Annotated in this window: 15 protein-coding genes and 1 riboswitch; of the genes, 9 read left to right on the forward strand and 6 right to left on the reverse strand. The window is 53.0% G+C overall.

Annotation, left to right across the window (positions count from 1 at the left end):
• Nucleotides 1-39: 39 nt before the first annotated feature.
• From BLW33_RS03145 to thiC, 6 genes are all read right to left on the reverse strand, one after another.
• A complete protein-coding gene (locus BLW33_RS03145; RefSeq protein WP_090305371.1) occupies nt 40-1,530 on the reverse strand; it encodes a B12-binding domain-containing radical SAM protein in 1,491 nt (496 codons plus the stop codon).
• A gap of 13 nt (nt 1,531-1,543) precedes the next feature.
• Entirely contained in the window at nt 1,544-2,902 is a 1,359-nt protein-coding gene (bzaD, locus tag BLW33_RS03150) for a B12 lower ligand biosynthesis radical SAM protein BzaD (protein WP_090304960.1), read from the reverse strand.
• A 12-nt stretch (nt 2,903-2,914) separates the two neighbouring features.
• Nucleotides 2,915-4,474: a DUF2284 domain-containing protein gene (locus BLW33_RS03155; protein WP_090304962.1), complete on the reverse strand. Its 1,560-nt coding sequence runs from the start codon at nt 4,472-4,474 to the stop codon at nt 2,915-2,917.
• Nucleotides 4,461-5,537, reverse strand: coding sequence for a nicotinate-nucleotide--dimethylbenzimidazole phosphoribosyltransferase (gene cobT, locus BLW33_RS03160; protein ID WP_090304964.1), 1,077 nt, complete (start codon nt 5,535-5,537; stop codon nt 4,461-4,463). The genes BLW33_RS03155 and cobT overlap by 14 nt, the downstream gene beginning before the upstream one ends.
• A gap of 306 nt (nt 5,538-5,843) precedes the next feature.
• Nucleotides 5,844-7,130 carry a B12 lower ligand biosynthesis ThiC-like protein BzaB gene (gene bzaB, locus BLW33_RS03165; protein WP_090304967.1) on the reverse strand — a complete coding sequence of 429 codons (1,287 nt, stop codon included), beginning with the start codon at nt 7,128-7,130 and terminating at the stop codon, nt 5,844-5,846.
• Nucleotides 7,131-7,143: 13 nt separating this feature from the next.
• Complete coding sequence (thiC, locus tag BLW33_RS03170; RefSeq protein WP_090304973.1) at nt 7,144-8,430, reverse strand: phosphomethylpyrimidine synthase ThiC; 1,287 nt, start codon at nt 8,428-8,430, stop codon at nt 7,144-7,146.
• 98 nt (nt 8,431-8,528) lie between these two features.
• Nucleotides 8,529-8,713: riboswitch (cobalamin riboswitch) on the reverse strand.
• 177 nt (nt 8,714-8,890) lie between these two features.
• Here thiC and BLW33_RS03175 point away from each other — a divergent pair.
• The 9 genes from BLW33_RS03175 to BLW33_RS03215 all read left to right on the forward strand — a co-directional run bounded on the left by BLW33_RS03175 (nt 8,891) and on the right by BLW33_RS03215 (nt 19,985).
• Nucleotides 8,891-10,264, forward strand: a complete 1,374-nt coding sequence (locus BLW33_RS03175) for an MATE family efflux transporter (RefSeq protein WP_242911582.1) — start codon at nt 8,891-8,893, stop codon at nt 10,262-10,264.
• Nucleotides 10,265-10,653: 389 nt separating this feature from the next.
• Complete coding sequence (locus BLW33_RS03180) at nt 10,654-11,550, forward strand: leucine-rich repeat domain-containing protein (RefSeq protein WP_090304975.1); 897 nt, start codon at nt 10,654-10,656, stop codon at nt 11,548-11,550.
• Nucleotides 11,551-11,676: 126 nt separating this feature from the next.
• Entirely contained in the window at nt 11,677-12,927 is a 1,251-nt protein-coding gene (locus BLW33_RS03185) for a chloride channel protein (RefSeq protein WP_090304976.1), read from the forward strand.
• Between the two features lie 260 nt (nt 12,928-13,187).
• Nucleotides 13,188-13,427: a (2Fe-2S) ferredoxin domain-containing protein gene (locus BLW33_RS03190; protein WP_090304977.1), complete on the forward strand. Its 240-nt coding sequence runs from the start codon at nt 13,188-13,190 to the stop codon at nt 13,425-13,427.
• Nucleotides 13,427-15,130 (forward strand): [Fe-Fe] hydrogenase large subunit C-terminal domain-containing protein, encoded by a 1,704-nt coding sequence (locus BLW33_RS03195; protein ID WP_090304978.1) that lies wholly within the window; start codon nt 13,427-13,429, stop codon nt 15,128-15,130. The genes BLW33_RS03190 and BLW33_RS03195 overlap by 1 nt, the downstream gene beginning before the upstream one ends.
• Nucleotides 15,130-16,302 (forward strand): SpoIIE family protein phosphatase, encoded by a 1,173-nt coding sequence (locus BLW33_RS03200; protein ID WP_090304980.1) that lies wholly within the window; start codon nt 15,130-15,132, stop codon nt 16,300-16,302. The genes BLW33_RS03195 and BLW33_RS03200 overlap by 1 nt, the downstream gene beginning before the upstream one ends.
• 111 nt (nt 16,303-16,413) lie before the next feature.
• Complete coding sequence (gene rny / locus BLW33_RS03205) at nt 16,414-17,958, forward strand: ribonuclease Y (RefSeq protein ID WP_090304982.1); 1,545 nt, start codon at nt 16,414-16,416, stop codon at nt 17,956-17,958.
• 49 nt (nt 17,959-18,007) lie between these two features.
• Entirely contained in the window at nt 18,008-18,796 is a 789-nt protein-coding gene (locus tag BLW33_RS03210) for a TIGR00282 family metallophosphoesterase (protein WP_090304983.1), read from the forward strand.
• Nucleotide 18,797: 1 nt separating this feature from the next.
• Nucleotides 18,798-19,985 (forward strand): pyridoxal phosphate-dependent aminotransferase, encoded by a 1,188-nt coding sequence (locus tag BLW33_RS03215; RefSeq protein ID WP_090304984.1) that lies wholly within the window; start codon nt 18,798-18,800, stop codon nt 19,983-19,985.
• Nucleotides 19,986-19,992: the final 7 nt, after the last annotated feature.

The following is a 19,992-nucleotide window of genomic DNA, read 5'->3' on the forward strand; positions in this document are numbered from 1 at the left end:
GCGGGAATTTCCTTTAAAAGGCATTCCCGCTTTTTCTATTTAATGCCCGCTGGCAATAATCCCATCAATTTCCTGACAAACAGCGGCCAACTGCTCTTCAAACCCGGCGGGTGCATCCGCTGTACCCAGGGCCGCTTCAAAGGCCCCCACCAGCAAGGTGTTAATGGCCTTGTATTGGGCCACGGTGTCGGCATCTCCGGCGGCAGAGGCCGTCCAGGTATCAGCCATATAATCGAAGATGTGGTTGGTGATCCCCCGCATGAGGGCGGCCAGAGCGGCCACCTCGGGGTGGATGTAGTCCGTGTCGGCCTCGTAGACGGAGTGGTCGGAGATATTCAGCCGTCCTGCAGCCTTGAGGTCCTGATAGCTGCTGCTCCCCGCCAGGATGATCTGGTGGTGATAGAGGACATTCACGGAGATTTCCAGGCGGTCTAAAAGATGGTTGCGCTTCAGGAAGGCCAGGTTGGCCCTAAGATCATCGTAGGTGGCGTCGGGCTCGAACATGATAAAGCCCACATTGGGCTCGATGCCGTTTTGTCGGAGGATGGCCAGGGCCCGTTCGTTATCGCTGACAGTGGTGTGCTTGTTGAGCCGGGCCAGGGTTTCATCCCGTCCGGATTCCAGGCCCACCAGGATGTCTTTCAGGCCAGCTTCCGCCAGGGCGGCGGTGGTCTCCTCGTCGATGTCGTTGGCCCGGGCTTCGATGCCGAAGGTAATGGGCCGCTCCTTAAGGAGTGCGGCCAGCTTCAGGACCCGATCCCGGCCCACTTTGCCGGGACCGTAAAAATTGGGATCGGTAAAGTAGAAATAACGGTGATCCGTCTGGGCGATAATCGTATCGATCTCGGCAATGATATTTTCCGGGGAGCGTCCCCGCCATTTGACACAGCCCCGTTCTGACCCGTAGTAGGGGTTAATATAGCAGAAGGTACAATCGTTGTAGCAGCCCCGGCTGCCAAAGATATTGACCTCGCCTCCGGGGTAACTGGTGGCCTTGCGGATGGGAAAGGGCAGGCTGTCGAGATCCTCCACCCGTTCCCCAAAGGTGGCAGCAATGCCCTCACCTTCCCGGTAAGCCAAGCCCTTGATTCCCTGATAATCCCTCAGATGGTCCACCAGATGGGTGATGGTGATTTCATTTTCCCCCAGCATGGCGGTATCCACCGCTGGGCAGCGGTCAAAGATTTCACCGTAGGCAAAGGTGGGGTAGTAGCCGTACACGGTGACATGGGTGATGGCGTATTTTTTCTTTAATTGGGCGATAAAGGTGTAGAGGGTGTGGTTATCCTCCCAATTGTACACCAGATGGATGCCCAGGAGCTGGGGACGGAAGGCCGCCACCTCGGCTTCGATGGCATCGTAGCTCAGGTTTTCCATATAACCCTCCACCAAATCCACGCAGTGGCCGGCGGCGAGCAGGGTGGAGGCCAGATAGCCGGAGTTTAGGCAGGAGGCCAGGGTGGTATTGGCAATATCATTCTGACGGTCCGGGGAGGGAGTCCGGGGGTGTTCTAATAAGAGTATGCGCATAGTATTTTCCTTTTCATGATTCCTTGCGGGCTTCGGCATCATCCCATTGCCCCCACATGGCCACGTTTTGTTTTTGGTGGTAAATTTCCAAAGCATAGCGCAGGGTACGGTGGGCGGCTGGGTCGTAGTATACGGGGTAGAGCAGGTCGGTGTTGTCGTCAATTTCCCCGCTTTCCCGGGCCAGGCGTTCCACCTTGGTGTTTGGCATAATGCGGATGAGGTTTAGGACGATGGTGCCGATGCTTTTGGAGTCCCGATGGATGTCGTAAATGGCATCGATGAGGGCCTTGGATTCGGCGATGGTCTGGGCATCCTCCCCGGGGACATTGACTAAGAAATGGTATACCGTGGTGATGCCAACCTCAGAGAGGACCCGGGCAGTGTGGAGGATATCCTCCACACGCAGGTGCTTGTCCAGCATGTCAAGATGCTTTTGGCACAGGCCGTCCGGGGAGAGGGAGAAGCACTCACAGCCGGCGGCGGCGTAGAGCCGGGCATTCTCCGGGGTGAAAAGATCCTCCCGGAAGAAACCGCTCCATTTAATCTGAAGGCCCCGGGCCAGGATTTCCTGGCAAATGGCGTCCAGATGCTCCGAGGGAAAGTTGACGATGGAGTCCGTCAGATGGATGCGTTCCACCCCGTAGGTTTTCTGGAGGAATTCTATTTCATCCACCACATCCACCGGGTTTCGGCAGCGCATGCAGTGTCCCTGGAGAATGGGGTAGGAGCAGTAGCCGCAGCTGTAGCAGCAGCCGCGCTTGGTTTCGACCCCAACGCTTTCCACGTATTTATTCACCCGTAAATATTCCCGGGTGTCTAAAAGGTCCCGGTTGGGCATGGTGTAATGGGCCATGTCGAAGGTGCCTGTGGGGGGGGTCAGGTGGATTTTGCCATTTCGCCGGCAGATAATGCCGGGTAGTGCTGGCGGATTGTCCAGATGATCCAGAAGGGGCAGGATATTTTCCTCGGCCTCCCCGGCAATGCCACAGGTAATCTGGGGGAATTCAGCCATCAGACGCTCTGGAAATAGGGAAAAGGCGGTGCCGCCGGCCAACAGGGGCAGGGAGGGGGCCACTTTTTTAATAAGATCCAGGGTGATGGCGAAGGGGACCAGGAGGGAGGTGGTGCGATTCCCCAGGGGATCTAAATTCCGTAGGGATATCCCCAGGATGTCTGGGGCTTCCTCTTTAATGGTGCGGATCAAATCCCCGTAGGGGTCCACCGCCATGTTCATATCAAAAATGGAGACGGTGTAGCGGCCGCTGGCTTCGATGATGGAGCCGAGGGTCACTACCCCAATGGGATAAACTCGTTCAATATCCATCCCCTCCATGGAGATGGCCTGGATGAGGAGTATTTTTTGTTGGTTCATGGATTCCTCTTTCTACTCTAACAGGAGAAGGGCATAGTACTTGATAACCTCTCCCCTTTCCTTCAGGGTTTTTAAGGTCTCACCCACCGCTGAGACGGTGGCGAAAACGTCGATGCCGGAGCCCTCCATGGATGGCCGGCTGTGCTTATGGTTGGTACAGGGCTTCGATAAATCGCAGCTTGGGCAGATGCTGCAGGGGCCAGCCCAATAGATGAAGGCCTTGTAATACCCGGCTTTAAAGGCGGCAGTTTCCGCCGCCAGGCATTGCCGCTGAAAATCCCCGGTGGGAGGCTCGCCCTTTAAGAGCAAGGCCCGGGTGTAGGTGTTAATGAGGCTCTCAGTTTCCTCTGGGCTGTGCTCGTGGTTCCGGCTGCAATGTTTTTTGTCGTAGGAATCGCAGCCGAAGCGGCATTTATTTTGGGCAAAGTCCGTGACCACCACATCGGCTGGGTCAAAGGGCATGGCCTCGGCAAAACCCAGGGAGCGGATCACTGGAATAAGCTGGGCTACGGGGTCCAGGGCCAGGGCATCCAGGGTTTGGCTTTCGGCCGAGGCAAAGACGATACTGGTATCGGAATCCAGGGGGGTTAGGCCAGTGGTGGCTAAACCCAGGTCTTTAAGGGCTTGGGTGACCCAGGTGCTGTCGTAGGCCCGGCCGTTGTAGGTGTTCACCAGCATGTTGATGTCGGACAGCCGGGATTTGGTTTCCCAATGGTCAGTGTAGAAATCGTGGAGGAGCATCAGCCCCCTCTCGGTCAGATGGGCGGCGGCATTCTTTAGGACCAGGGCCATTTCAGCCTCGCTGTAGGCATGGACGATATTGGAGAGGATGATGAGATCGTAGTGGGCATCATCCTGCCAGGAGTCCTCTAAAATATTCTGCTCCCCATAGTCAATTCGCCGGGAGATATCCAGGGGATAGGTCTCCACCAGGGTGCGGGTGTGGGGGAGAATCTGGCGAATATCCAGGAGGGTGGCCTGGGCCTGGGGGTAGGCCGCCAGAAGGCTGGTGGTAAATCCACCGCTGCCGGCCCCCACATCCAGAATTCTGGCATTTGGGGGGATGGCCTGGCCCAAAAGGGGCAGGATTTCCGGCATCTTCAGGCTGATGACGGCGTCCATGGCCTTGAGGTAATCCAGACGCCGGGCTTCCATTTCCGCCTCAGAAACGGTGGCGGTGGGAAAATGGGTGCGGGTCCCGGCGGCCAGGACATCGTTAAGGGTGGACCAATCCCCCTGGAGGTCTTCCCGCCAGCGGATATTGCCTCCTTGGTACAGGGGCCGGCCTACAACCAGATAATCCGAGGAGAGCTGGGTGTTGTACCAGGTGTCCTCATAGCAATCCACCAAATCCAGGGATTTTAGGAGCTTTAGGAATCGAAGGAGGGCGCCTTCGTCCAAATTCAAGCCCTCAGCCATGTCCGCCGTGGTGGCATTGGGGCTGCGGTCTAAAAAGTCAAAAAGCCCTAAATTTAGGGCGGTGAATAGGGTGTCGGAATACCAGTAGGCGGTGGCCAAATCCTCGAGATACTGACCGCCGCTGGTATTGGGATCGTACTTAAGCCAGGCCATTGGTGACGGAGGCCTCTTCAAAGGTGAGCATATCGTTCATGCACCGGGCGGCGCACTCCACCAGATGCATGGCCACAGCGGCCCCGGTTCCTTCCCCCAAACGGAAGTCTAGGTTTAAGAGGGGACGCATCCCCAGGGTTTGCCACATCATTTGATGGCCAGGCTCCTGGGACTGGTGGGAGGCGATCATGTAGTTGGCGGCACCCGGGCAAAGCCCCTTGGCGATGAGGGCCCCAGCGGTGGAAATGAAACCATCCACCACCACCGGGGTCTGGTTAACCGCCGCTCCCAAAATCATCCCGGCGATGCCGGCGATGTCGTATCCGCCAATTTTCATCAGCACGTCCAGGGCATCGGCGGGGTTGGGATCGTTGATGCGGATGGCATCCTTGATGACCTGGATTTTGTTCAGAAGGCCGGCGTTATCCACGCCGGTGCCCCGGCCGGTCACGGCGGTGACGGGGTATTCCCCCATAACGGCTAAAATAGCAGCACTGGGGGTGGTATTCCCGATGCCGAGGTCCCCGGTTCCCAGGAGGTTCACCCCTTCGCTGTTGATCAGATCGTCTGCTACCCGGGCCCCTGCTTCTAAAGCGGCAATGGCCTGTTCTTTTGTCATGGCCGGACCCTTTCGCATATTGTTGCTCCCGTGGGCGATTTTACAGTCGATGACGGCACCAGAAGCCACTAAATCGGGCATATCGGGAATGACCCCCATGTCAACGAGACGGACCTCCGCCCCGCTGGCTTTACCGAGGACGTTGACACCAGCGCCTCCGGCTACGATGTTTTTGACCATTTCCATGGTGACTTCCTGGGGAAAGGCAGAGACGCCTTCTTCGGCAACGCCGTGGTCGGCGGCCATGGTGAGGATGACCTTTTTGTCCACCACGGGGTGGATGGTCCGGGTCATTCCCGCCAGCTTGACCCCCAGGGTAAGGACCTGGCCCAGGCTCCAGGGGGGAATGGCCAGCTCCTCCACATGGGCGGCGGCTTTAGCTTCCCACTCCGGGTCAGCGGGCTGGGTGTGATCGAGGATATAATCTAAGGTTAGAGTTGACATAGTGGTTTCTCCGATTTTGAATTTGTAGAAAGGGGACGGCTGTTCGCGGATTGTATAACAGTCTTGCTACCCCAGCAGTGGTGGTGTAGCACGGGAGGGGCAGCCGTTTAGAAGATTCGCTTCAGACCCCTGGCGCTGACGAACACAGTGTAACACCTCAGTCGTCAGGGCGCAAACCCTTTGGGTTTGATGTGGTTGTAGGCTGGTTGATGGTGCGGCTCTCAAAGCGTTGTAATGCACTGCCCGCAGGGGACCACTCCGCTCACGTATCTAAACGGCGGCCCTCCCTTTCCCCTAGTTGTGTGATTAATTAATGCCGAAAAACTCTGCGGCAACATCCGCCGGGCACTTGGCATCATTACAGGCGGCGCAGTGGTCGCTGTGGGGCTGGGCGGCCATCTTTTCCCGGACAATTTCAGGTTCCAGGCTATTGGCGATTTGGGCTTCGGTGTCCCGGGCTACCCGAGCCTTGGACATGGCCAGGGAGCGTTCCCAGCTTTTGCCGCCCCGACGGAGCATATTGGCACAGTCGGCGGCGATTTTGGTGGAGCGGACGCCCATTTTGACATCCTCTTCGTTGGGCAGGCCCAAATGTTCCGCAGGGGTGAGGTAGCACAGGAAGTCGGCACCGTACATCCCGGCAAAGGCACCGCCGATGGCACCGGTGATGTTGTCGTAGCCTGGAGCGATGTCGGTGGCCAGGAAGCCCAGGATGTAGAAGGGAACGCCGTAGCACAGGCGTTTTTGCATCTGCATGGTGGTGCGGATTTGGTTCAGCGGCACATGGCCCGGGCCTTCAATCATGACCTGGACCCCGGCTTCTAAGGCACGTTTGGTCAGCTCGCCCTGGACCATGAGGCCTGTCATCTGGGCGGCATCCAGGGAGTCGGCGTTGCAGCCGGGGCGGATGGCATCCCCGATGGAGAGGACGGTGTCTGTGGCCTTGAGGATTTCAAGGAGCCGATCGAATTGTTCATAAAGGGGATTTTCCTTTTCGTTGTGGAACATCCAGGCGGTGAGGAAGGAGCCCCCACGGCTGACCACATCAGTAACCCGGCCGGTTTTCTTCAAGGCGTTCAATACCTGCCAGTTGAGGGCAGAGTGGACGGCCATAAAGTCCATCCCTTCCTGACATTGCTTTTCCACAACGGCAAAGAGATCGTCGGCGGTCATATCCACCATGGCACCGTTGCGTTCGATGGCTTCGACGCTGGCTTGGTAAATGGGCACACAGCCAGCAGCGATGTTGGAAACCGCCAGGGACTGCTTACGCATGGCGTCGATATCGTCGCCGGTGGACAGATCCATAAAGGCGTGGGCACCGCATTCTTCTAACATTCTAAGCTTTCGGGCTTCCATTTCCATATCATTACGGTCCGAGGAGGTTCCCATAAGGCCGTTAACTTTCACATCCATGCCGTGACCGATGCCACAGATTTTTTCCCGATCCCGGTAACGGTTTTTAGGGATGACGATGTGTCCTTTGGACACACCCTCCCGGACAAATTCCGGGGTGACCCCTTCCATTAAGGCGACCTTTTCCATTTCTTCTGTAATTTTGCCAGCACGGGCTTGTAATAATTGTGTCGTCATTGTGGTTTCTCCTCTATGCTTCTGCTCTTAAATACTTTTCAACAATCCGCATGGCGCAGTATTTCCCGCACATGGTACATTCTGAGGTGAAGGAGGTACTGCGTTCCCGCCACATCCGTTCGGCGGTTTCAGGATCGATGGACAGCTCAAACTGGCGGGGGAAGTTCATTTCCCGACGGGCCACGGACATTTCCTTATCCCAGGCCAGTGCCGATGGCAGGCGCTTGGCCACGTCTCCTGCATGGGCGGCGATGCGGGAGGCCATGACGCCCTGGTAGACATCATCCACACTGGGCATCCCGATGTGCTCTGCGGGGGTGACGTAACACAGGAAATCGGCACCGGCGTAGGCCGCCGCAGCACCACCGATGGCAGAGGTAATATGATCGAAGCCAGCAGCAGCGTCCGTTGGCAGGCAGCCAAAGACGAAATAAGGAGCACCGTGGCAAAGCTTCTTTTCCAGCTGGACGGTACAGGCGATTTCATCCAGGGCGACGTGGCCAGGTCCTTTGACCATGACCTGAACACCAGCTTCCCGGGCACGGCGGACCAGGGTACCGATTAAGACCAGCTCTTCCACCTGGGCGGCGTCCAGGGAATCGGCGACGGCGCCGGGGCGCATGCCATCGGCAAAGGACAGCACCACATCGTATTTATGGCAGATTTCAACGATACGGTCAAAATCCGTGTACATGGGATTTTCGGTGTTATTGTGAATCATCCAGCCGATTAAGTGGCTGCCGCCATAGCTCACCAGAGGATCGATTCGGCCTTCTTCTTTAGCCCGATGGATGATTTGCAGAGTGGTGGCCGGGTGCATAGCCAGGAAGCTGACACCCTGGGCGGCCTGACGTTCAATCATTTCAAACATATCCTCGGGGGTCATATCCAGGGCGGTACCGTATTTTTTGGCGGTTTCGGCCAGGGTTTCGTACATGGGCAGAGTCCCCACCGGGCGGTCCACGGTGGCGAGCACCTTCTCCCGCATTTCTTCAATGGGTCCGCGGACAGAAAGATCCATAATGGTATCGGCTTTGGCGGCGATGGCGGCTTCAATCTTGGCCATTTCACCCTCGATGGTGTCGGTGTCTTCGTACATCCCCACACTGGCGGATACCTTGGTGGTCATGCCACGGCCAACCCCCACAGGGTTGATGTTCGGCCGAGGACTGTGGAGGATGACGATGGTGCCATCAGCCACCCCCTGGCGAACAAATTCCGGGGAAATACCTTCCTTCTCGGCAACGGCTTTCATTTCGTCGGTGATAATACCGGCTCTCGCTTGTTCCAGTAATGTCATGATCAAATCTCCTTTGGCTTTGTGGTCTGTCCGAACAAAAAAACGGTAAAGTCCATAACAGATCCTCTTGAATCTGCTATGGACTTTACCGTCGCCCATGCATCGTGGTTCATCAGGCAGGTCTCCTGGCTTACGGAATGACTCGAAGGACGCCTTCCCATCATCGATTTTTTGATGACAGTGACATTTTGTCCAACAATACCGCTTACAGTGATGGGTTCGCCCGGGATTCTAACCCGGTTCCCTATTCTCCCTTTCGGGCACCTGAAACACGTTGACTATTCATTTGTCTTTAGTATAGGCAATCCTGGGGGATTGTGCAAGGCTTTTTTCAAAATTGAAAAAATGAAAATAATGTAAAAGAGCGCAGAAGGGGTAAAAACCGGGCTGTTCATCCAGCTGGTTTTGTGGTAGGATTTGAAAATAAATTGGAATGAAAGGGAATGAAAATAAAGTAAATATGCAAAAAAATGAAAACAGCTGGGATTTAACCCAAAGAAAGCATTACCTTTTTCATCTGACCTGGCCCATTTTCGTGGAGCTTTTTCTCCAAATGCTGGTGGGGAATGTGGATCAAATGATGGTGGGCTGGGTATCCCCCAGTGGGGTGGGGGCCATTGGCAATGCCAACCAGATTATCAATTTACTCGTCATTGCCTTTTCCGTCATTTCTATGGCGGCCACCATTTTAACTACCCAGAGCATGGGTGCGAAGGATTATCATCGGGTGTCCACCATCTACACCGTATCTCTGGTGGTGAATGCCCTTTTCGCCCTGGTGGTTTCTGTCATCTTGTACCTGGGGGCCCCAACAATTTTCACATGGATGCAGGTGCCGGCTGAGCTCATGGAGGAAACCGTGGCCTATACCCGGATCATTGGCAGCGGGCTCATCCTCCAGGGCGTATTCCTCACCTTCTCGGCAATCTTTAAAAGCAATCGTCTGATGATGGAATCCATGGTGGTAGCCGTGGTGATGAATGCGGCCAATATCCTGGGGAATTATCTCCTCATTGGCGGTGTGATGACGGGAGAGCCCCTGGGGGTGGCGGGAGCAGCTATTTCCAGCAATATTGCCAAGGCCATTGGGATGGTCCTGATTATCTGGCTTTTTCAGAAAAAAATCAAGCCCGGATTATCCTTTAAGTCCCTGCGCCCCTTTCCAACCCAGGTTTTACGGCGGTTACTCTACATCGGCCTGCCCTCAGGGGGTGAGACGGTGAGCTACAGCTTAAGCCAGGCCGTGACCATGGGGTTTGTCAATTTGTGCGGCGGGGTGACCATTACCACCCGGGTTTATGCCAATATGTTTGCCATGATTTCCTATCTTTACGCCAATGCTATTTCCCAATCCTCCCAGGTATTGGTGGGTTACGCCATCGGAGCCCAGGATTATGGCCAGGCGAACCGTCGGGTGTGGCGGACGACCCTGTCTGCCGTGGTGATTTCTTTTAGTATCGCCGCCTTTTTATTTTTATTCAGCGATACCATTTTCGGTTTTTTTACCGATGATCCCGCCGTCATTGCCCTGGGGCGTCAAATCCTGTTTATTGATATGTTTTTGGAAATTGGCCGGGCTATCAATATGACCATGGTCCGGGCTCTGACCGCAGCCAATGATGTTATTTTCCCTATTGCCATCGGTATCGGCAGCCAGTGGTGTATTTCTGTGGTGCTGTGCTATACCTTTGGCATCATTCTGGGCTGGGGCCTGCCGGGAATTTGGATCGCCATGACCTGCGATGAGGGACTTCGGGGCATTTTATTCATCATCCGGTGGAAGGGCCGGAAGTGGCAGCGCAAAAGTGAAGCCATCGCCGGGTTTCGCCCTTGACAGAAGCCGCCATAATGAGTAGAATGAAGATAATTAAATAGCGATTGCGAGATGTAGAGGAATGAGTGAAAAACTCAACTGCTCCACTGCAACTGTAAGCCCCGAGCTGGTGAGGGGCGTAATAAGTCAGAAAATTTGAAATCTCGTAGAATCTTTCACCTGTGTCATGTGGAAACGGGATTGGTTTGCTTTTTTTGCTTTATGCAATAACGGTTCTTTGCCATTGGTGGAGGGCTGTTTTTTTGTGCGTAAGCGAACAGAAGTGTGCAGTCAAAACCGTGCAGGTCCCTTAAAAGCTTGCTTTTATAAGGTCCTGTATGATTTTGACTGCATGCGGCGCAGCCGCCAACGACTGCGGCAAAGCGGAAGTAGTGACCACTTCTTAAGAAATGGCAAAATATAGCATAAAAACCATGGAAGGAATCGGTATGGAAGGAAAGAGATTAGATCCAAAGCGGGCCAAGCGATTTAAACGGCATCAGCGATTGACCATTCTTAAAAGCACAGGAATCGCAGTGATCGAAAATGAATGCTTTAAAAATTTCACAAATTTACGGGAGATTAAAATTTGTGAGGGCGTGACAGTTATTGGAGAGGGTGCTTTTAAAAGCTGTACGGCCCTACGACGGATTGTACTGCCGGATACCCTGGTGTCCATTGGAGAAGGGGCCTTTGATGGGTGTACCTCTCTGGAGGAAATTACCCTTCCCCCTGGGATTGTTGATCTTTCGGACCGATTATTTCGAAATTGCAAACGCTTGAGAAGGGTAGTCATGATGGGGCCCGTCTTTCGTGTTGGGAAGGATGCTTTCTTTAATTGCGAGGGGATCCAGGAGATTAATCTGCCCGATAGCATTGAAATCATTGGAACTCGGGCCTTTTATCGGTGTAGGGGACTAACGGGAGAACTGCAACTGCCCAGGAACCTTAAAGCCATTGAGGAGGAATGTTTCCTGGGGCTTTCCATATCGGGAATCCGATGGAATGATTGTTTGAACGTTGTGGGATTTAAGGCTTTCTTCCGTTGTCGTTATTTAGAGACCGTGTCAATTCCTGAAAATGTTCAGGCTATTGATGAATGGGCCTTCCACGGCTGCAACCGACTCAAGGAGATCCGATTCAGGCATGTCCCGGAAATGGGGGAATGGCTGACCAATCGTTCGACCACGTGGTATTGCCCCAGGGGATCTTCTATTGTTTCTTATTGCCAGGCTTTTGGCTATCCCTGTCATTTTTTAGAGATAGAGATGGATGGGCAAGATGAAGCCATATGGGACTGTGTGTAATTAAAAAACGAGGGGATTTTCGTAGAAATAGCGATGAAAATCCCCTCGTTTTTTTTGATGCCTCTTTTAGAAATAGGTGCAGTGGGGTATAATCATACTGTATCTAAAAGAAAAAGAAGAGGGAAGATGATGAATCAAGAAATCAAAAAGAATATTGTGCTTGGACTGTTCATTGGGGTGCTGGGGGCCATAATTGGTGGGGTCGTCTGGTTTTTGCTCTGGGTGATGGATTGGGGGATTCATCTATTGTGGGAGTGGATTCCAGGGATGATGACACTACCGGCATGGTATTCCTTGGTTGTTTGTGGCTTTGGAGGGGTCTTGGTGGGGATCCTCCAGTGGAAATGGGGACCATGCCCTGAGGAGCTTTCCCAGGTCATGGGGGAGATAAAAAAGGGCCATCGCATTCCCTACAATCGCTTGCCCATCATTGCTCTTTGTGCTTTGGTTCCTCTGATTTTCGGGGGGAGCCTGGGACCTGAAGCGGGCTTGACCGGGGTGATTGCCGGGCTGTGCTATTGGCTTTCTGATAAATTCAGATCAACCTATTCCGAGGTAGAAGAGCTAACCCAAATGGGAATTGCCGCCACCTTAGGGGTGATTTTCAGGGCGCCGCTCTTTGGGTTTGCCAATGAAATGGAAGATGCTGCCGGGGAACGAATCATCCCCAAGCGTTCAAAAATCCTGTTATACTTTGTGGCGATTTTATCAGGCTTTGGGGTCTATTCCATCCTCTCCCATGTGCTGGGAGGTGGTATGGGTCTGGGACATTTTGAGTCCATTACCATCACCGCCAAGGAGTGGATTGCCATGATTCCCCTGGGGCTTTTGGGCACTCTGTGCGGTATCCTATATTATGGCTTTGGACGGATGACGGAGTGGATAACAGGTCCTTTGAAAAACCGGAAGATTATTCTGGGCACCGTTGGCGGGCTAGTTCTCGGCGGCGTAGGGATGGTTTTACCCTATACCATGTGGGCTGGGGAATCCCAGATGACGGTGCTGATGGCACAGTGGACGGACTTTCCGGTGTGGATGCTCTTTGCCACTGGGCTGGCCAAGCTGTTTATGATTCATTTCTGCATTAGCTCCGGCTGGCGGGGCGGGAATATCTTCCCGGTCATCTTCTCCGGAGTTTGTGTGGGGTATGGGGTGGCGGCCTTGTTCCCGGGACTTAATGCGGTGTTCTGTGTGGCGGTGGTCACTGCGGGACTGTGCGGGGCGGTGATGCGCAAGCCCTTTGCGGTGGTGATGCTGTTAATGATCTGCTTCCCAGTGGCGGCCATCGTCCCCATGTGCGTCGGAGCCTTTATCGCTGGGGCAATCCCCGTGCCCAAGGTGCTTGTGGCTGGTGAACCAGCGGGTACGAATGGTTAAAGCTTGATAGTAGGGAAACTTAAAATTTGGGTGGTTCGTCCATTTAGTTTGTGGAAATGGGACGGCTGTTCGCAGATTGTATAACAGTCATGCTTCCGCTCGTCGTACAGGCTACGCCTGTTCGCCTCAAGGTCGCAGTGCCTGGCATACAATCCCCGGACAGCCTGGGTCCCCTGGGACGAACGGGAAACCGGTATTTGTAGAGGGGTGACGCTCCGCCCAGCCTACTTGATTTGTCTTGATTTTGGAGGAGATAAGATATGAAAGAAATTAAAATCTGTATTGGATCGGCTTGCCATGTCCGTGGCTCTTACAACGTTGTAGAGAAATTTAAAGACGTTGTGGCGGCCCGCGGCTTGGAGGATGAAGTCGAGCTGGTGGGGTCCTTTTGCATGGACACCTGCAGTGATGGCGTGGCCGTTAAGTATGGGGACACCATTTATAATGTCAAAATCGATGAGGTTGAAGCCGTTTTGGATGAAATCATGGAGACAAACTGATGGGCGTTATTAATTTTAACAAAGCCAATTGTAAAAACTGCTACAAGTGTATTCGGTCCTGTCCGGTAAAATCCATTCGGATTGTGGAGCATCAGGCCCAAATCGTAGAGGATTTGTGTATTGGGTGTGGCAATTGCTTTAAGGTCTGCCCGCAGAATGCCAAGCAAGTAGCCAGTGATGTGGACCAAATTAAGGGATGGCTTACTGGGGGACCGGTGGTGGTCAGCCTGGCACCAAGTTTTCCTGGGAGCTTTAACGTGACAGAACCCCTGCGGGTGGTGGGCGCCTTGAAGGCACTGGGATTTACCGCAGTGGAAGAAACAGCCATTGGTGCGGAGGCCGTTTCTAAGAATTATCGGTTGGATTACGACGGCCCCAAGCGCCACGTCATTACCACCTCTTGCCCGACGGTGGACATTATGGTAGAAAAATATTATCCTCAGCTGGTTCCCTATCTCAGTGAGGTGGTTTCACCGATGATGGCCCATGGCGCCCTCCTTAAGGAAAAATATCCTGATGCCCGGGTGGTTTTTGTGGGGCCCTGTATCTCCAAGAAGCTGGAGGTTCAGGAACAGTCACAGAACACTTGTATCGATGGGGTGATGACCTTCGACGAGTTGGATCTCTGGCTGACAGAGGCGGGGTACGATATCCGCCAAATGCCCGAGGCGCCCCTGGATTCTCAGGCCTGCAATGTCGCACGTTTTTACCCTCTGGCTGGCGGCGTGGCAAAAAGCAGTGTGTCCGATGTGGCAGGTCCAAGACGGGTGATCAAAATTGATGGCCTGAAAAATTGCCGGGATTTCCTGGATAATATCGATCAATTGGAGGAGTCCTATTGGATTGAAATGAATGCCTGTCTGGAGGGGTGCGTTAATGGGCCAGGGAACACCCACAGCCCCCTAGTGCAGTACGAACGGATGGAGCGGGTTCGTCGCTATGTGGAGAATGTGGATCGCGATTTCTTTGATGCCGATGCCGTGGCCCAGGCACCCCAAAGGGAATATACGCCCCAACCCATGGATATTTTCTCCGGTATCCCAGAGGAGGCCATTGTGGAAATTCTCCATAAAACTGGGAAATACCAGCCCAGTGATGAGCTGAACTGCGGCACCTGTGGCTACGACAGCTGCCGGGAAAAGGCGGCGGCGGTCTATCGGGGAATGGCGGAAATTGATATGTGTCTGCCCTACATGCGGAACCGGAACGAGGCAGTATCCAATCTGATTATTGCCACTACGCCCAACGCCATTGCCGTACTGGATCGGGACTATCGGATTTTGGAATTTAACTCGGCGGCGGAGCAAATCTTTGCTGTGTCTAAAAACGATGTGATGGGTCGGGATTTCACCCAAATTTTTGATTATAATCCCTTTACCAAACTTAAAAATGTGGAAGGGAACACCTACAGTGGACGGGGATATTATTTCCAGGGGAGTATCCACTTCATGGAGATTCTGACCTACATCCCCGAGCAAGATATGTATATGGGTATTTTTGTAGATATTTCCCAGGAAATCAAGAAGGAAAATACTTTTAGACAGATGCAGGTGGAAACCCTGGAAATGGCCCAGAAAGTTATCGATAAGCAGATGCGGGTGGCCCACGAAATTGCCGGCCTTTTGGGGGAAACTACAGCGGAAACCAAGGTGACGTTGACGAAACTGCAAAAAATTGTAACCACAGAGGCAGGTGAGGACTGATGCCCCTGTTTATGGATATTGCCCATGATCGGATTAATAAGTATAGCCAGGAGCTCTGCGGAGATAACGTGGAAATCCGGTTTAATGACGAGAGCGTCATCGTCGTGTTGGCGGATGGTCTGGGTAGTGGGGTAAAGGCCAATATCCTGGCAACCATGACCTCTACGATCACTGCGACAATGCTGGAAGAAAAAATGCCTCTGCCAGATGTACTGGAAACGCTTGAGGCCACCCTTCCGGTTTGCCAGGTGCGCAAACTGGCTTACTCCACCTTCACCATCGTCCAGGTTTTTTGGCGTCGCCAGGAGATGTATATTGTTGAGTTTGATAACCCTCCAATTGTCTATGTCCGGGATGGGGAAATCATCGATCTGCCACGAAAAAGCATGGATTTTCAGGGGAAAAAGGTTTTTGAAACCACCATGGATATCCAGGTTGGGGATACCATGGCTTTCTTCAGCGATGGCGTGATTTACGCCGGAGTCGGAGCTTTGATGAACTTTGGCTGGCAGTGGGAGGACGCCGCAGATTATTTCCTGGCCCGGACCTACGATGATAACATGGTGACCTGTAAGGATATCTCCATGAAGATGATTGAGACCTGTGATGAACTTTATGCCCATAAGCCCGGGGACGATACCACAGTGGTGGTGATGCGGGCAGAGGAGCATCAGTACGTTACCCTCTTTTCCGGCCCCCCCCTGGATCGGACCAAGGATTATCTGATCAAGGATATTTTTGATGAAGCCAAGGGCAAAAAAGTGGTTTGCGGCGGAACCGCCAGCAACATCCTATCCCGGGAATACGGAGAGGAGATTGACATCGATTTGTCCACCATGTCTCGGTCCGTTCCTCCAGTGGGTCATATGAAATCCATTGACCTGGTAACCGAAGGCGTGATCACTATCCAGGAAACCGTTCGGATTATAAGGGAATATATTGAAAAGCGCCAGGGACATAAGGCCTTTAAAGGAAATGGTGGTGCGGATATTTTAGCAGATTTGCTGGTGAATCACTGTACCCATATTGATTTTGTCCTGGGGAATTCCATTAATCCAGCCCATCAAAACCCCGATTTTCCAGATGCCCTCAGTTCCAAGTGGCGTATTACTAAAGAGCTGATCGATTTGCTGGAATCTCTCAATAAATCCGTCAAGATTATTTATGTATAAAAGTCGTCAAAAAAGCGGATTGTGAAAACGCTCTTTATTGACAACATTTTCAAAAAAGGATACAATAGCTTAGTAACACTAATTTGAAAAATGGAAATCACATAATAGGAGGTGAAACCAATCATTACATTAATAATCTGCTCAATTATCGCAGTCGTCGTTGGACTCGGCATCGGGTATGTCATCCGAAAAAATATCGCCGAAGGAAAAACGCGCAGTGCGGAAGAAGAAGCAAAACGCATCGTTAATGATGCGATTCGAGATGGTGAGGCTCAGAAAAAGGAATTGTTGTTCAATGCCAAGGAAGAAGCCATCACCCTGAAGGAATCCATCGAGAAGGATAACAGAGAGCGGCGGAACGAGCTCCAGAAAATGGAAAATCGGTTGGTCCAAAAAGAAGAAAACCTGGACCGAAAGAACCAAAACCTGGAACGTTCCATGGAAAAATTAGAAAAACGGAACAAGGAATTGGACCGTAAGCATGAAAAGCTGGACGGCATGCTGGATGAAAAACTCCAGGAGCTCCAGAAGATTTCGGGACTCACCGCAGAAGAAGCCAAGGAAATGGTTTTGGAAGAGGTGGAAAAGGAAACCCGGGCAGAAGCCGCTATGATGGTGCGTCAGATTGAAACGGAGGCTAAGGCCGGGGCGGATAAAAAAGCTCGGGAACTCGTGGCCCAGTCCATTCAACGCTGTGCCGCAGACCATGTGGCTGAAAATACTATCAGCGTGGTAAACCTGCCCAATGATGAAATGAAGGGACGGATTATCGGTCGGGAAGGCCGAAACATTCGGACTCTGGAAACCCTGACAGGCATCGATCTGATCATTGACGATACCCCGGAAGCCGTCATTTTATCTGGTTTCGACCCGATTCGCCGGGAAATCGCCCGGATGTCTTTGGAAAAGCTCATCATTGACGGGCGAATCCATCCGGCAAGAATCGAGGAAATTGTCAATAAGAGCCAGAAGGAAATGGAAGTACAGATTAAGGAAGTGGGTGAGCAAGCCTGTTTCGATACAGGGATTCACAATGTCCATCCGGAAATTGTGAAGCTGTTGGGCCGTCTGAAATATCGGACCAGCTATGGCCAGAATGTGCTCAAGCACTCCATTGAGGTAGCCCATTTGGCTGGTCTTATGGCGGCAGAGTTGGAAGCCAATGTGAAGATTGCCAAACGTGCTGGACTCCTCCACGATATTGGAAAAGCCATTGACCACGAAGTCGAAGGGAACCATGTGGAAATCGGCGTGAATGTGCTGAAGAAGCATAAGGAAAACAAGAATGTCATCCATGCGGTGGAAGCCCACCACGGAGATGTGGAAGCGACTACCATTGAAGCGGTACTGGTTCAGGCGGCTGATGCCATTTCAGCGGCTCGCCCCGGTGCCCGCAGAGAGACACTGGTTTCCTACGTCCAACGTCTGGAAGAGCTGGAAAAAATTGCCAACTCCTTCGACGGAGTGGAAAAATCCTTCGCCATCCAGGCCGGCCGGGAGGTCCGCATCATGGTGAAACCCGATGCCGTCGACGACGATGGCATGCTGATGCTTTCCAAGGATGTTGCCAAGAAAATCGAAGCAGAAATGGAATACCCCGGGAATATCAAAGTCAATTTGATTCGGGAAACCAGAGCTGTGGAGTATGCTAAATAAAAAAAGGAAGGGGAAGCCCCCCTTCTTTTTTTAATAACAAGGAGTCATCATGAAAATACTAATGATCGGGGATGTCTTCAGCCGGCCGGGCCGAAGCGTCCTTAAAGAGCATCTGAGGGAGATCATCACAGCCCATCAGGTGGATTTTACCGTTATCAATGGGGAAAACGCCTCGGGCGGAAACGGCATGACCGAAAAAAATGCGCTGGAGCTGCTGGCCCTTCCCGTGGATGCCATCACCATGGGCAACCACGTATGGAACCAGAAGGAAACCGTCCATTATATCGACGCCTATCCCCAAATTGTTCGGCCGGCCAACTATCCCGAGCCCTGTCCGGGTCAGGGCTTCGCCATCTTCCACCATGGAGCCACCCGCATTGGCATTCTCAACCTCTCCGGTCAAATCTTTATGCCAGAAATGGGGTGCTGTCCCTTTGTCACCTTCGATAAAATCTACGAGGTCAACCGGGAGGAAGTGGACATTCTCCTGGTAGATTTCCACGCCGAGGCCACCTCTGAAAAAATTGCCTTTGGGTATTACCTGGACGGCAAGGCTTCAGTGGTGGTAGGAACCCATACCCACGTCCAAACCGCCGATGCCCGGGTCCTCCCCGGGGGCACCGCCTACATTACCGATCTGGGGATGACTGGGGCATTAAATGGCGTTATCGGGGTAGAGAAGGACATTATCATCGGCAATATGCGAACCAAGCGCCCGGAACGCTTCGTGGCGGAAAAGGCCCATCCCTGGCAGATTAACGGCATCCTGGCCGACGTGGATGAAGCCACGGGCCAGGCCCGGAGCATTGAGCGGATTTATGAGGTTTACGGAGACTAGTATGAAATTATCACAAAAATTAGAAACCTGTATCCCCTCCCTGACCCTAAAGCTGGCCGAACAGGCAGCGGCCTTTACGGCGGCTGGTGACTCGGTGGTGCGCTTTGGTACCGGGGAGCCGGATTTTATCACCCCGGACTACATTTGTGCTGGGGCCAAGGCCGCCATCGATGCCGGACACACCAAATACGATGCCGTGGCTGGGGTGTATGCTCTGCGCCAGGCCATTGCAGAAAAGCTCCACACTGAAAATGGGCTGGAATATACCCCGGATGACATTATTGTAGGGAGCGGGGCCAAGGTCAGCCTGTCCGTGGGCCTCCAGGCCATGCTGGACCCCGGGGATGAGGTCATTATCCCAAGGCCCTATTGGGTGAGCTATACGGAAATGGTTAAGCTGGCCGGTGGTGTTCCGGTCATCGTGGACACCGATCCTGCCGCCAATTTTAAAATGACGGCGGAGCAGCTGAAAGCCGCTATCACGGAAAAAACAACAGCCCTGATGCTCAATACTCCCTTAAATCCCACTGGGGTGTTCTACACCGAGGCGGAGCTGGCAGAGCTGGCTAAGGTCATTGTAGAGGCAGATATCTGGGTGATTTCCGATGAAATTTACGAAGCCTTTGTCTACGATGGCGCGGAGGTGGTGAGCATCGCCGCCCTGGGGGAAGAGATTAAGGCCCATACTCTGGTGGTTAATGGCTTTTCCAAAACCTTCGCCATGACCGGCTGGCGCCTGGGCTATGCCGCAGGACCCCGACCCTTAATCGAGGGGATGAAGAAAATCCAGGGTCATCTGATTTCCCATCCCTCTACCATCACCCAGTACGCCGGGATTACCGCCCTTGGGGAGAAGGGGGATGTGGTATCGACGATTGTAAGCACTTTCGATACCCGTCGCCGAGCCATGATGGCCCGGATGGATGCCATTCCCGAGTTTCGCTATATTGACCCCCAGAGCACCTTCTACATTTTTGTGGACATCTCTGCCATAATCGGGGATAATAAATACAAAATAGCCTCGGCTTACGATTTTGCAGCACAGCTATTACAGGAAGAAAAGGTCGTGACCATTCCTGGAGAAGCCTTTGGTGTGGAGAACTACATACGGTTTTCCTTTGCCACCAGCCTCGAAGAAATCCAGGAAGGCTTCGACCGGATTGAACACTTTCTAGAACGACGAAGATAGGAGATAT

The organism is Eubacterium aggregans, assembly GCF_900107815.1.
GTDB classification, from domain to species: domain Bacteria; phylum Bacillota; class Clostridia; order Eubacteriales; family Eubacteriaceae; genus Eubacterium_O; species Eubacterium_O aggregans.